Below are 13,117 nucleotides of genomic sequence, written 5' to 3' on the forward strand. Positions count from 1 at the left end.
TGCTGCAGGCCACCAACCGGATGGGGGAGGCGGAGCCGCTGATGCGGCGAGCGCTGGAGATCGACGAGGCCTCCTACGGTGAGCGCCACCCGACGGTGGCGATAGATCTGAACAACCTGGCGCTGCTGCTGCAGGCCACCAACCGGATGGGGGAGGCGGAGCCGCTGATGCGGCGAGCGCTGGAGATCGACGAGGCCTCCTACGGTGAGCGCCACCCGACGGTGGCGATAGATCTGAACAACCTGGCGCTGCTGCTGCAGGCCACCAACCGGATGGGGGAGGCGGAGCCGCTGATGCGGCGGGCGCTGGAGATCAGCAAGGCCTCCTACGGCGAGCACCACCCGACGGTGGCGATAGGTTTGAACAACCTGGCGCAGTTGCTGCAGGCCACCAACCGGATGGGGGAGGCGGAGCCGCTGATGCGGCGAGCGCTGGAGATCGACGAGGCCTCCTACGGTGAGCGCCACCCGACGGTGGCGATAGATCTGAACAACCTGGCGCTGCTGCTGCAGGCCACCAACCGGATGGGGGAGGCGGAGCCGCTGATGCGGCGAGCACTGGAGATCGAAGAGGCCTCTTTCGGCGAGCACCACCCCAACGTAGCGATTCGTTTGAACAACTTGGCGCTGCTGCTGCAGGCCACCAACCGGATGGGAGAGGCGGAACCGCTGATGCGGCGAGCGCTGGAGATCAACAAGACCTCCTTCGGTGAGCACTGACCTCCCCGGACGAATCGGTCCAACTCAAAAGTAAGGAATTGAATAACAGGTTCATGGGGTAATCATTGGGGCAACTATGTTCTCTATATTGGCGGCAATTTATTCTGTTGCAGTAACCCATGAGGCATTGTCGGTTGTCGCTGCCTCCATCACGTTCCCGCTGCAAAGGCTGCGATCACGGCTCAATCAGATCATCTATATAGCTGAATATAAATACGTTATCTGTCCAACGCGGAATTGCGTGGTCAGATTTACACCTGTTGTCATCTGGAAAGGGTTTGAATAGGAGACATGGCTACGACCGGCTTTCTTGGAACACGGGCGGATCTGTTCATGGATACCGCGATTGTCTTCTTGATGGTCGCGCCGTTCTTGATGGCGTACGCAATTCGGCTTGCCGCAAAACGGCGCCACCGCGAACACCGCAACCTGCAGGCGAGCCTGCTAGCTGCCGGAATATTGGCTATCCTGCTGTTGGAGGGCAGCGTCCAGTTCGGAAATGCATCGGAAGCGGTCGCAGCGAGCTCACTGTATGGACTACCGATGATCAGTCTCTTCATCGTGCACCTTGCGGTCGCCTTTCCGACGATCATTATCTGGTCCGCCTTGGCGATTCTCTCGTGGCAACGCTTTTCTCATACTCTCCCGGGTGCCTTCGGCCGAAAACACAGACGCTGGGGGAAGCTGGCCTTCGTCGGTCTATGCCTCTCCTCGGCAACCGGCACGGGCCTCTACGTCATGGGCTTTGTGCTCTGAGGTGGCGAGGCTCTCCGCTTCTCTCATTTGCCACGAATTTCCCCAGACCCGAAGGAATCAGTCGGGGGCGTTGTTGAATGAGTGGAATTACTCCGCCTGGCGATTCTGTCGATGCCTGGAGAGGGGGACACAACGGAGGGGAAATCCTGGATGAAGTGGGGGAACTGCTTGGTGCAACGATTCCGACGCGTTTCGAGGAAGTATCGCGGTGTCAGTGTCTGCGAGTTTGCCGAAGCACTCGGGAAGTCATCTTCTTCGCTGTTTTATTCAGTTGGGAATAAGAAGCCGAGAAAGTATTTCCAGTAATTCAACAACGTCCCCTAGGTTACTCCCTGCCGTTGGGGGTCAGGATCCCACGGCCAGCCCGGTCAGCTCCCGCGCCAGAGCTAGGAATGCGGTCTCAGCTGCCTGTCCCGCGCCGTCGTTGCTCGCGAACGCCAGCACTGTGTTACTGCTCGGCAGGACCATTAACAGCGCGTACCAAAAGGTGTTGCTGCCGTTGTGCCAGGTTACGGGCTCGCTGGCAGAGTCGCGCTCGTAGCGAACCCACCCGCACGCGTATTTGTCTAGGATTGGGGTATGCAACCGCTCCCATGTCGACTGCGGCAGCAAGCCCACCGAGGTTCCGGACACTCCCTCAAGATGGACTGTTCCGTAGCGAGCCAAATCACCGATCGTCATGTGAACGCTGCCCGCTGGGGCCATCACTGGTGAGTTGTCGGCACGCGTCACAAAGGGATCCTTGGGCGACCGGAACCAGCGCAACCAGACAGCGTGCCCGACCGGCTGTTGATTCGGCACGTCGCCCTGCGGCGGACCGAAACCGGCGCTTGCGAGCATCAGAGGAGCCAACACGCGGTGCTGCAGCAGGACTTCGTACGGATTGCCGACAACCGTCTCAGCAATATGCCCGGCGATGGTGTAGCCGACGTTGGAGTACGCGAAGCGTTCACCGCAGGGGTACTTGGGTTCCTTGGCAAGAACATCCGCGATGAAGCGGTGCCGCGCTGCAACCAATTTTTCGGCGGTGTCAGGCCAAACGCTTTGCACCTTGATTGGAAAGTTCGCGGGCGCGCCCGCTATGTGTGTCAGCAGGTGGTGCAGCGTACAACCACACCAGCCATCTGCTAGTGCGATATCGGGCAACAGTGCCGGCAACGTGTCGTCCAGGGACAACTGCCCGTCGTCTTCGAGCACGGCGAGCAGTGTGGCCGTCATGGACTTGGTGATCGAGCCGACGTGCCAGCGGTCGTCGACGGTCACCGGGATGCCGGAACCCCGCCGTCGCTCGCCGCTAACTGCCGCCCCGGCAAACTGCCCGTCGATCATTACGGCAGTGGCCAGCCCTGTGAGCCCAGTTTCGTCCCGGAACCGCGCCACAAGGTCGACAAGAAGTGCCTGCACGTGTGCGATTCTCATATCGTCCCGCAGAAGCCTCCAAGACAACGGCCCTGCTACCAGATCCAATCCAATTGCGTGAGCTGTGCGGGGAAGGCTGGAGTCCCCCGGCTTCCGAGCGTGCCCCATGCCCCCAAAACGCGTCCTGGGCGAATTTCGTCCGGTTTGCGCGGAGAAAGGAGCCTGTATGTGCACTGTGCCGGACTCTCTCGGAGTCCAACGACGCGTAGTACTCGGGGCGTCGGAGCTTCCAGTCAAGACCAAGGTCTGAAGCAGATGGAATATTGGTAGAGATCGGGGCGCCTTCCTTTTGAGCCGATAGTTAGTCGCTACCGCAACGCCTGAACGCTTGTACTCCCCGTAATGTCTAGGCTGGCCGATGGTGTAGGAGTGGTGTTCGTGTGCTTAGTCCAGTGCGCTTCGAAGGGCTGCCACAGCCTCGTCTCGAGCTCGGTCTGACTTGCGGCTCAGGGCGGGGTGGACGAACAGGAAGGCATGGGGCACACCTCGATAGCGGGTGGCACGTGCCTGCACTCCCGCGTCAGCCAACTTGCGCGCATACAGTTCGCCCTCGTCCCTGAGCGGATCGAACTCCGCCGTAATCACGAGGGCGGGAGGGAGACCGGTGAGGTCATCCGCCAGCAACGGCGAGGCGAATGGACTCCGGCGGTCGGGCGGATTCGGCAAATAGACGTCTCGTGTGAACTCGTGCGCTGCCCCACCAATGACGTAGCCCTCTGCGAACAATTGGTGGGATTCCGTCTCCATCTCCGCGAAGTCCAATACCGGGTAGATCAGCAACTGAAAGGCGATCGGAGGCCCGGCCAGGTCGCGTGCCTTGATCGATACGGCAGCCGCCAGGTTTCCCCCGGCGCTGTCGCCTCCCACTGCGATACGCGTTGGGTCGCCGCCAATGTCGGCCGCGTGCGAGTGCACCCATTCGAGCGCGGCGTAACTGTCGTCCAACGCCGCCGGATAGACGTACTCGGGTGCCAGCCGGTAGGCGACCGAGACAACGATGGCGCCGGAGCGAGCGGCCAGGTCTCTGCAGATCGAATCATAGGAGTCCAGGTCGCCGAGCCGAAAGCCACCCCCGTGGTAGAAAACGAGTATCGGTTGCCCGTCTGCGCTCCCAGGTGAGTAGACACGAATCGGTATCCCATGGTTCGGTCCGGGGACCTGGCGGTCTTCGACCCTGGGAAGCGGCTTCGGGTCACCCCGCCATTGCCGCATCATGTTTCGAAACTCCGCCCGCTCTTCCTCTATCGGCCTGGTGCCGGGGAAGGGCAGCGATCCAGCCAGTTTGAGTCCCACCGCGAACAGGAGGTCGAGTCTTCCGTGGGGAGTGATGGTCCAACTGTAAACCACGGCAGAGAGCAGGAGAGCAACCAGCAGCGAAACAGTCGCGATGAGACCCACGTATTTGACGCGACTGCGTGTCATGGTCGCTCCGAATGCCTCATACGGAAATCGTGAGTTCGTATCGACACATTCTACCGCTGGTTGATTTGAATTCTACAAGCAGGATGAGTATCTGCTCGCGCTATAAGGGCTGGACTTCCGTCTCAATGTCCCCTAATTTCTCGTTGCGGCAACATAGAGCCGCGGTCCGGACAGGTCGGTTTCTCTCAAATCCTTGTTGTCGAACATGCCCAGGACTCGGAAGCCCTTGGTATTCAACAAGTTCTCCAGTTCCGCGGGAAAAAATAGACGATACTCACAGAAATCTTCTATCGGTGGGCGTCCTGGGATAATCCAGGTCCGTCTGCGAACCAATAGCTGCCGGCGGCGATCGAATTCGTGCAGGGCAACCGACGAAGCAGAGAAGGCAGGTTCATCTATTGCGAATTCTGTCTGTTCCCTGAATGTGCCTCCTTCCAGATAGCTGGCGGCATTGTTGAGATCCAGAATGAGCAGTGTGCCTGAGTGTGCATGGTGTACAAATGTGTCCAGAACCTGATCCACATCTTCATTGGTGAGCGCATACATGAAGGCGGAGCCCATGCACAGGATCGCGTCGAAGCAACGCTTAAGACGGACCTCCCGCATGTCACCGTTCTGGAAGTGTAATGCGGGGTACTTGCTCCTGGCGTACTGGATCATTGTCTCCAGGTAGTCTACGCCCCAGCAATCCGGACAATCTCGAGACAGGGCGGCCAGATCTCTTCCGGTTCCACATCCAACATCAAGGATGGAAGAGGGCGGGGCAGGCAAAAATCGAGCAAACATCCGGCGACACATTTGGGGAGTCTCTTCATTGGGTTCGGGATAGACAGACTCGTAGTGCTCCGGGTGATCGTAAAGGAAATTCCGGACGTTGGACTTCATGCATTGCCTTCCAGGCATCATCTAATCCCATGCGAAGTAACTGATTGTAGCCGAACGCATGGTTCGCTCAATAGCCGGACTCCCGGTGCCTGGCCACACGCTCCTGCCGAAGCGCTTTCGGTTCCACACTACTGCGATATGATGGTGTCGTTCATCCAATGAAGTTCGGCGTCGGCATCAAGAGTCCTCCAGTAACCGAATGCAGGGCACTGTCTGTAGAGAGGCGGAGAATCGAATGGGAACCAGAATCTTAATTGCCACCTGCCTGCTGGCGGTCGGAATGGTCGGCTGTTCCACACCGGATGACAGGAGTTCTTCCGGCGAGAAGCAGATGGCGGTCGACGAACCCCGGCATGTCAAGGTCTACTTCGAAAAGGGCATGTTCGGCGGGTGGCCGGCCAATCACGGCATCTGGAGCTGGGGAAACGAGATCCTGGTCGGTTTCGGGATGGGCTATTACAAGGACCAGGGGGAGAATCACCACATCGATCGGGAGAAGCCGGAGATTCCGATGTTGGCCCGAAGCATTGACGGCGGGGAGACCTGGTCGATAGAGGACCCGGGGGCGAAGGGGTACTTGCTGACGGAGGGCGGATACCTGCACGGTGTCACCCGTCCGGGTGTCACGATTCCGCCGCTGAGAGATAGCGAGGGTGGCATCGAATTCACACACCCGGACTTCGCCCTGACCGTTCGCACCAACAGCATTCACGCCGGAATCGGCCGCATCTTCTATTCCAATGACAGGGGACACACCTGGGAGGGCCCGTTTCGCCTGCCGAGCTTCGACTCGCCCGGCATCGCTCCCCGCACGGACTACATCATTGACGACAAGCAGACCTGCACGCTTTTCATTACGGCCGCAAAGGCCAACGGAAGGGAGGGGAGGCCTCTTTGTGTGCGTACCACCGACTCCGGCAAGACCTGGAAACTGGTTTCCTGGATCGGTCCGGAGCCCGACGGCTTCTCCATCATGCCGGCCTCGCTTCGGCTCTCCGAAACGGACATTCTCGTGACCGTTCGTGTGCGGGAGGCGACCCGGAGGTGGATCGGGACCTACCTGTCAACCGACAACGGCGCCACTTGGGAGTACCTGAACGAGGCCGTGCCTGACGCGGGGGTGGGCAATCCACCAGCAATGATCGAACTGCAGGACGGACGGATCTGCCTGCTCTATGGCTACCGGGCCGAGCCCTACAGCATTCGCGCCGTGCTCAGCAGCGACAGGGGGAGGACCTGGAGCGACCCCGTCACGCTCCGCGACGGCGGGAACAGTTGGGATGTCGGTTACGTTCGAGCCGTCCAGAGGCCGGACGGCAAAGTCGTTGCCGTGTACTATTTCACTGACGAGGCGACCGGCCCGGAACGCTACATCGGAGCCACCATCTGGAGTCCGCCACCGGAGTAGTCGGGCACCCCTGCCGACGATTGGCCGGCCACCGAGAGCCGCGGCGGAACGACTCGGCATTAAGCTGGTCAGTTTGGAGATTAAGCGTGGATGTCTATTCGTACTCGGAAGCCAAACGAAGACTTTCCAGCGTGCTCGACAAGGCCGAGTCAACGGGAAGAGTATTAATTCGTCGAAGAGATGGCAGGACTTATTCGCTGGTGCCGGAGAGAATAGCCAGCTCGCCCCTGGACGTTCCCTCTGTGAACGCGAACATCTCTACAGAGGAGGTTGTCAAACTCATCAGGCGTGAGCGGGGTAGACGGAGAGGGGTGAGGCGCAGTCCCTGACGCCTTCCATGGGACCTGAGATTCTGCAGCAGTGAAACTGTTCTTGTAATCGGTTGCTTACGATCTAATTTTGGTTGGCGCGGCATTTCCATCTGAAGCAGCCGGAATGCTTCCGGGTGTCGAAAACCCAGCGGTCTTTACCGGCTGAGCGGCCTGAAGTTCAGCGTCAACAGGGTTTTGTCGTCCTTTTTGATTTCCAGCGAGGGCGTGGTCAGGGAGGATCGATCCAGCAGGACCGTCGAACCGAAACAGGTGTCGTCAAAGAATGGATCGTCTTCCATCAGGACGACCTGGAGTTCGTCCTCCGGGTAGACACGCAGGGAGCCCGGCTCGTTCGCGCTGGAGCGCATTTGAACCTGGCGAAGCAGTCTGCGCCGCTGGCTCTCCAACTCCCGCATCCGAGCCAGCACCGACCCATCGGCTGTCGAGATAGGCTCTCTGGCCCGGAGCAGCCCGAACTCTCGATCTTCGTCGCGGGTGCGCTCGGTTGGCTTCATGCCGCGCAACCTTTCCAATGACTCCAGTTCGGCCTCGGAAAGAGGATCGCTCTTGCTGTTGAAGTCCTGTTTTCGCAAGGAATCCACGTGCTGCTTCGCGTACCGCCACGTATTTCTGCCCGTAATTTGTTGAGCTTCGCGTTCAATATCCTCGATCCGGTCCTGCAGATCCAGGTCCAGACGCTTCACCACCACGTACAATTCCTCTGACCCGAATTCATCGTTGTGGCAAAGGCCGAATGCGCCGTGAATGGTCACGGTCAATCGGTAGGCATCAGCCGGCGGCAGCCTTGCAGGCGGGGCTTTCGGTTGAGCTGCCGACCGCTCTTCGGACTGGGTTGGCGGTTGCTCTGCTGACTGTTTTGGCGATGGGGCCGGCGCCTGCTCCGCCGACTTCTCCGGCGGCTGTTCCTCCGGCTCAGCTCCGGACTGTGCTGCCGAAGGATCCGGTGGCTGCTCCTCGGCCTCAGTTGTCGACTGGGCTGGCGATTGCTCTGAAGACTCCTCTTGCGACTGAGTTGCGGACTGTTCTTCCGGCGAGGCTGGCGACTGCTCCTGGGACTGGCCCGGGGGCTGCTTGGCAGACTGAGCTTCCGACTGAGCTCGCGCTTCGACCGCAAAACCGATGAGCAGCAGAACTGTTATCGCACCCAACCACTTGAGGATCACTGGCAGCATGTTGTGCTCTCTGATTCGCTTCACAAGTCCGGACACATTACTGTATGTCGTTAGCGTCAGCTTCCTCCAAAAGTTCCCGAGCCCATTCTCTCACACGCCCGACCACGGGCCAAGGGTGCGAGCAGTGGATTTTCCTCCTTTTTTCCTGGGCGCCCGGGCCTTTTTCAATCTCCGAAAAATTGTGAATAATCAGCGAAATAACGGTTGCGTGCGCTCTTTTTATTCCGGTAGACTAACCGCACTATGAAAACTCGAATCTTTTCAGTTCTGATCTGTCTCGGGGCTATCTTCGTCACACCGGGCTTGGCCTCCCATGATGCGTGCGAGGACCGCTACATCGTGGCCAGCGCCGTGCGCACTACGGAGGACGTCCAGGCCTTTGTCCAGTGCGCCTACGAGTTCGTCCATGAAGTGGGCTTCGAGGAGGCTCGCAGGGCCTTCAACGAGGACAAGCGCTGGAAGAGCGGTCCCACCTATGTCTTCGTCGACGAGATGACCAATGTGCCCGGGGCCTCCCGTGCCATCGTCTTTCCACCCGATCCCTTGCTGGAAGGGGTGCCTTGGGGGGTTCTGACGGACGACTTCGGCTCCGACCTGATCCTGGAGTTCTATCGGGTTGCGACCAACTTCGGCGAGGGTTGGGTCTACTATTCCTTCACCAATCCTGCCACCGGCAGAGCCGAGCCCAAGGCCTCCTATTTCAAGGCCATCGACTGGAACGGGGTGCCGGCTGCGATTGGGGCCGGGGTCTATCGGCGTGACTTCCCGGGCAGTTGCCGGAGCGACGAGGTCAATGCCGCCATGCTCCACTCCTATCCCTCCGAGGCCAGGCTGCAGGAGTTTGTCCGTTGCGCGGCCATGGAACTGGATTCCATGGGGTATTTCGCCTCGGTCAGCCTGGCCAACGATCCTCGCTGGCGAAGCCGCTCCATCTACCTATTCGGCCTGGACACCTACGGCTACACCCTCTTTACGGGCTCGCCCGCGAACCCCTTGATCGGCTCCGAGTTGTCCTCGAATTTTATCGGTGGCTTTGCCGGGCGGAATGTCATCGGTGTTGCCGATGCCTTCGGGGAGAGCTTCCTCTACTACTGGAACCGGAATCCCGGCACCAACCAGTGGCAGCGCAAGGTGACCTTCGTCAAGAGGGTCATGTCTTTCGGAGTTCCGGTGCTGATCGGCGCGGGCTATTACCTGGAATCGGAAGGGCCGAGCGAAGCCGCGCAACAATCCGGGAACTAAAACGCATGGCGTAGCTGGCCCCGGGTCCGATTGGCACACACCAGCGACTCAGCCCGTTGGACCGTCTCAGAATTAAAGCCTATCCCTGTCCAATACCGAAGGGACTGAAAGACCTCCGTTATTTGTCCGCGCCTAAGCGCCCCATGTATATTGGGTTTGCGTTGGCGGGCTAGGATCAGGGTACTCCCTGGTTAGCCCGCGGCCCGCAGCGGCAACCTCCAAACGTGGTAGCCTACCGCCCGCGGCCTATCGGAAACAAGCCTTTGGGAACCAACGCCGGCCGGCTTGCGATCGGTTCCTCGATATCCCTCCCATGACCAGATTTCGACTCGGACCGGGGCTGCTGGTATCGGCTGCGTTCATCGGTCCGGGCACCATTGTGACCGCCAGCACCGCCGGGGCCGGCTACGGCGCCGCCCTGCTCTGGGCCATCGTCTTCTCGGTGGTCGCCACCATCGTCCTGCAGGACATGGCGGCCCGGGTGGGCATTGCCGGGGAACAGGGCCTGGCCGAGTCGATCCGGGCCGGCATCGCCTCGCCGGTGCTCAGGGGCGCGGTCATCCTGCTGATCGCGGTGACGATCCTGTTGGGCAACGCCGCCTTCCAGGCCGGCAACCTGCTGGGCGCCTCGCTCGGCTTCAACGCGCTGACCGGGCTGGATCCAGGTGTTGCCATACTCTTGCTGGGAGTTGTCGCCGGCGGCCTGCTGCTGACCGGCAGGTACAAGACCATTCAGAACGTGCTGGTGGCGCTGGTGGTGGTGATGGGCGTCACCTTTTGCGTCGTCGCCGCCATGACCGCCCCCAGCCTCGGGGAGTTGGCGGCGGGCGCGCTGGTGCCCAGCGTGCCGCCGGGCTCGCTGCTCATCGTGCTGGCGCTGATCGGCACCACGGTTGTCTCCTACAACCTCTTTCTGCACGCGAGCACCGCCCTCGAACAGTGGCCGGACACCGGGCGCAAGGACGCCAATGTGAAGGAGGCGCGGCTGGACACCTTCGTCTCGGTAACCCTTGGAGGCCTGGTTACCGCCTCGGTGCTGGTCACCGCCATACCCCTGCAGGGCCTGGGGGTGGAGGTGAGCGCCGCCACCGTCGGCCAACGGCTGGAGCCGCTTCTCGGTCCGGCAGCACCGGTGCTGTTTGCTGCCGGTCTGTTCGCCGCCGGGCTGACCTCGTCGATCACCGCCCCGCTGGCAGCCGCCTACGCCGTCTCCGGCGCCTTCGGCTGGACTCCCGACCTGCGGAGCGCCCGGCTGCGGCTGCTGGGCGGATTCGTGCTGGTCACGGGCGTGCTGTTCGGAGTGTTTGCCGGCGGTTCGCCCTATCGGGTGATCGTCCTGGCGCAGGCGGCCAACGCCCTGTTCCTGCCGGTGGTGCTGGTGCTGCTGCTGGTCATTGCCAATCGATCCGAGATCATGGGCCGTTTCCGCAACACCCGCCTGACCAACGCGCTCGGGGTGCTGGTGGTGCTGGTGATCGCCGTGCTCTCGATCGTGCAGCTGGCCCGCATTTCCGGCATGGTGGAGTGAGGCGCAGCTTTGCAGCGTGCGTATCCTTGTCTCTGTTATCGGCCAGCCATAACCGTGGAAGCGGTTGTTGCAAAGGACCAGGAGGGAACAGTCAATGAACAGTAGCCGGAACCCGGATTCCACCGATTCTTCCTACACCATGGGTTACAGCGACGAGTTCCTGCAATTGCTCGACCGCCGCAATGCCGAGACCAACGCCGCCCACCTGCTGGCCCACCTCAAGCCCGGTATGCGTGTTCTCGATCTGGGTTGCGGTCCGGGAACCATCTCGTTGGGTTTGGCGAAGGCGGTAGCACCCGGAGAAGTGCACGGCATCGACATGGAAGAATCACAGATCGAGATAGCCCGGGCTGCCGCTTCCGCCGGCGGACATCGCAACGCAATCTTCCGGACAGGCGATGCGATGCGGCTTCCCTATGAGGCCGAATCGTTCGATGCCGCCCACTGTCACGCGCTCCTCATGCACGTTCCCGACACCGACGCCGTCCTGGCCGAGGTGAAGCGGGTATTGAAGCCGGGAGGACTCATCTCGGCGCGCGAAATGATCGGTTCCTCGTCCTTTTCCGAACCCGCATTCGAAGCCCTGGCCGATGCCTGGGTGACCTTCTCGAAGCTTCTCGAGGCCAACGGGTCCCATCCGGAGATGGGCAAGGAACTGCCGAGGAGATTTCTCGAGGCCGGGTTCTCGGTGATCCATGGAAGCGCTTCATTCGAATACTTCGGCACGCCCGAGGACGTTGCCTTCTACCACAACTTTTCCGTCAGTTGGTTCTTTGCGCCGAATGTCGTCGAGGCTGCCATCAAATTCGGGCTGGCAACTCAGGAGAAATTCGACGATTGGCGCCGCTTGCTGGATCAGTGGAAGGATTCCCCGGGTGCCGTCTCCGCCATCGCCTGGGGAGAAGCGGTAGGGCGGAAGCCGTAGTCGCTCACGCGTTCCGGGCTGCGCTCTCCACAGCAGCCTGGCCAGTTGGAATTCCAAGCAGACAAAGAAGCGAGACGAGGCCGGATGGTGGGGCGGGTCTGAGGAAGCCTGCCTCAGAGCTTCAGCCGGCAGACCACGCCGACGTCGTCGCAGTACCAGAGGATCCCCTCCCGGATGCTCATTCCGTGGGGCAGGGGGTCGTCGTCGGCGAGCTGGATCTTCTGGAGGATCTCGCCGGATTTCGGGTCGTGCTTGAAGAAGGCGTTGAGGTTGGTGTCGGTGCACCAAAGGGTGTCGCCTTCCCAACCGATGCCGTGGGGGCGGTTGCCGACGGAGGGGAAGCGCTGCTCGACCATCCAGCTTTCCGGGTCGATGCGGTAGATCATTCGGGACGGCGGCACCGCTGCCCACAGCTTGCCCTCTCGCCACTCCAGGCCGTGAGCGCCGGTCGCGGGACGAGGCTCGGCGGGGGCAGGGGTTGCGTCCGCAGGTTCCGGGGGCGGCGCCAACGGGCTTCGGCGGCCGGCAGGATCGGAGGGCATTTTGTAGATTACGCCGGCACCTGGCGTGAAGTGCTTGGCAAGGGTCTTGCCGCTGGAGGCATCGGCGCGGATGATCTCCCGGCTGTAGGTCGACGCTACCCAGATGGCCTCCCCATCGAAAGTGATCCCGCTGGGGTGGACGGCCTCCGTATCGAATGCCCGCAGCACCGTTCCGTCCCTGTAGCTGACCAGGTGGGCTCGGGCGTCTTCCCCATCGATGATCCACAGGCCCGCGTCGGTCGCCTGCAGGCCGTTGGGGTAGGGGCCGGGGCTCTTGAAGACGGTTTCCACGTCGCTGGCCTCGCGCACCGGGATTTTGCCGAGCGCCGGGGCGGCGGCCAGCAGCGCCAGGAACTGCCTGCGTTCCATCATGCGATTCGCCTCCTGGTGGCGCCGGGCGCCCTGCACCCGGGTCGATTGGCTTGGGGGTGGCAAGGATTTCACGTCCCCGCCGGGGAGTCAAGTCAAGGCAGGCGCCACCCGGGAGCCCGGGCGTTCCGCCCGCATGCACTCGCGTTGGGTGCCGCTCGGTTTCCCTGCGATGCGGCACCCGGCCACCCTGGCGTCGGGAAGGGCACCCATTTGAAGTGCCCCTTTTGCAACCGGTTTGAGCCGCCCTGTCGCACGGTCCGGAGCCGAGCCCTACCCCCCCCACCGCATCAGCCATCGCCATTCGGCGCTGCTTTGTGGCGCCGCGATTGCCCCCCTCCGCATCAGCCTTCGCCTGCGGCTCGGCTTCTGCGACTCCCCCTCAAGGGGGGAGTGAT

General features: G+C 61.4%; 12 protein-coding genes. 7 read left to right on the plus strand and 5 right to left on the minus strand.

Going from position 1 to position 13,117, the window contains the following annotated elements; all coding sequences use genetic code 11:
• Together OXI69_05400 and OXI69_05405 are read left to right on the plus strand one after the other, a co-directional pair.
• Positions 1-719: tetratricopeptide repeat protein (locus tag OXI69_05400; protein ID MDE2665564.1), on the plus strand; the 719-nt coding region annotated here is incomplete at its 5' end.
• Between the two features lie 291 nt (positions 720-1,010).
• A complete protein-coding gene (locus OXI69_05405) occupies positions 1,011-1,475 on the plus strand; it encodes a DUF420 domain-containing protein (protein MDE2665565.1) in 465 nt (154 codons plus the stop codon).
• A gap of 345 nt (positions 1,476-1,820) precedes the next feature.
• On the opposite strand, the gene OXI69_05410 is transcribed toward OXI69_05405, so the two are convergent.
• From OXI69_05410 to OXI69_05420, 3 genes are all read right to left on the minus strand, one after another.
• Complete coding sequence (locus OXI69_05410; GenBank protein MDE2665566.1) at positions 1,821-2,894, minus strand: serine hydrolase; 1,074 nt, start codon at positions 2,892-2,894, stop codon at positions 1,821-1,823.
• 384 nt (positions 2,895-3,278) lie between these two features.
• Complete coding sequence (locus OXI69_05415; GenBank protein MDE2665567.1) at positions 3,279-4,316, minus strand: alpha/beta hydrolase; 1,038 nt, start codon at positions 4,314-4,316, stop codon at positions 3,279-3,281.
• Between the two features lie 132 nt (positions 4,317-4,448).
• The gene (locus tag OXI69_05420) at positions 4,449-5,201 is read right to left on the minus strand and encodes a class I SAM-dependent methyltransferase (GenBank protein ID MDE2665568.1); all 753 of its coding nucleotides are present in this window, start codon (positions 5,199-5,201) and stop codon (positions 4,449-4,451) included.
• Between the two features lie 235 nt (positions 5,202-5,436).
• Between OXI69_05420 and OXI69_05425 the strand changes: the two genes are divergently transcribed.
• Positions 5,437-6,609: a sialidase family protein gene (locus tag OXI69_05425; protein ID MDE2665569.1), complete on the plus strand. Its 1,173-nt coding sequence runs from the start codon at positions 5,437-5,439 to the stop codon at positions 6,607-6,609.
• An 86-nt stretch (positions 6,610-6,695) separates the two neighbouring features.
• Positions 6,696-6,938 carry a type II toxin-antitoxin system Phd/YefM family antitoxin gene (locus OXI69_05430; protein MDE2665570.1) on the plus strand — a complete coding sequence of 81 codons (243 nt, stop codon included), beginning with the start codon at positions 6,696-6,698 and terminating at the stop codon, positions 6,936-6,938.
• Between the two features lie 137 nt (positions 6,939-7,075).
• Here the strand turns inward: OXI69_05430 and OXI69_05435 are convergent, their stop codons facing one another.
• Complete coding sequence (locus OXI69_05435) at positions 7,076-7,699, minus strand: hypothetical protein (GenBank protein MDE2665571.1); 624 nt, start codon at positions 7,697-7,699, stop codon at positions 7,076-7,078.
• A gap of 657 nt (positions 7,700-8,356) precedes the next feature.
• Here OXI69_05435 and OXI69_05440 point away from each other — a divergent pair.
• The 3 genes from OXI69_05440 (at position 8,357) to OXI69_05450 (ending at position 11,808) form a co-directional block, all read left to right on the plus strand.
• Positions 8,357-9,355, plus strand: a complete 999-nt coding sequence (locus tag OXI69_05440; protein MDE2665572.1) for a cache domain-containing protein — start codon at positions 8,357-8,359, stop codon at positions 9,353-9,355.
• Positions 9,356-9,668: 313 nt separating this feature from the next.
• A complete protein-coding gene (locus OXI69_05445) occupies positions 9,669-10,883 on the plus strand; it encodes an Nramp family divalent metal transporter (protein MDE2665573.1) in 1,215 nt (404 codons plus the stop codon).
• 94 nt (positions 10,884-10,977) lie between these two features.
• A complete protein-coding gene (locus OXI69_05450; GenBank protein ID MDE2665574.1) occupies positions 10,978-11,808 on the plus strand; it encodes a methyltransferase domain-containing protein in 831 nt (276 codons plus the stop codon).
• Positions 11,809-11,921: 113 nt separating this feature from the next.
• Here the strand turns inward: OXI69_05450 and OXI69_05455 are convergent, their stop codons facing one another.
• Positions 11,922-12,722, minus strand: coding sequence for a hypothetical protein (locus OXI69_05455; protein MDE2665575.1), 801 nt, complete (start codon positions 12,720-12,722; stop codon positions 11,922-11,924).
• Positions 12,723-13,117: the final 395 nt, after the last annotated feature.

This window comes from Acidobacteriota bacterium (assembly GCA_028875575.1).
In the GTDB taxonomy this organism is placed as follows: domain Bacteria; phylum Acidobacteriota; class Terriglobia; order Versatilivoradales; family Versatilivoraceae; genus Versatilivorator.

What these genes read in the sequence shown, in the direction of transcription:
- OXI69_05405 (MDE2665565.1), top strand. Translation starts at nt 1,011, where the DNA reads ATGGCTACGACCGGCTTTCTTGGAACACGGGCGGATCTGTTCATGGAT.
- OXI69_05410 (MDE2665566.1), bottom strand. Translation starts at nt 2,894, where the DNA reads ATGAGAATCGCACACGTGCAGGCACTTCTTGTCGACCTTGTGGCGCGG.
- OXI69_05415 (MDE2665567.1), bottom strand. Translation starts at nt 4,316, where the DNA reads ATGACACGCAGTCGCGTCAAATACGTGGGTCTCATCGCGACTGTTTCG.
- OXI69_05420 (MDE2665568.1), bottom strand. Translation starts at nt 5,201, where the DNA reads ATGAAGTCCAACGTCCGGAATTTCCTTTACGATCACCCGGAGCACTAC.
- OXI69_05425 (MDE2665569.1), top strand. Translation starts at nt 5,437, where the DNA reads ATGGGAACCAGAATCTTAATTGCCACCTGCCTGCTGGCGGTCGGAATG.
- OXI69_05440 (MDE2665572.1), top strand. Translation starts at nt 8,357, where the DNA reads ATGAAAACTCGAATCTTTTCAGTTCTGATCTGTCTCGGGGCTATCTTC.
- OXI69_05445 (MDE2665573.1), top strand. Translation starts at nt 9,669, where the DNA reads ATGACCAGATTTCGACTCGGACCGGGGCTGCTGGTATCGGCTGCGTTC.
- OXI69_05450 (MDE2665574.1), top strand. Translation starts at nt 10,978, where the DNA reads ATGAACAGTAGCCGGAACCCGGATTCCACCGATTCTTCCTACACCATG.
- OXI69_05455 (MDE2665575.1), bottom strand. Translation starts at nt 12,722, where the DNA reads ATGATGGAACGCAGGCAGTTCCTGGCGCTGCTGGCCGCCGCCCCGGCG.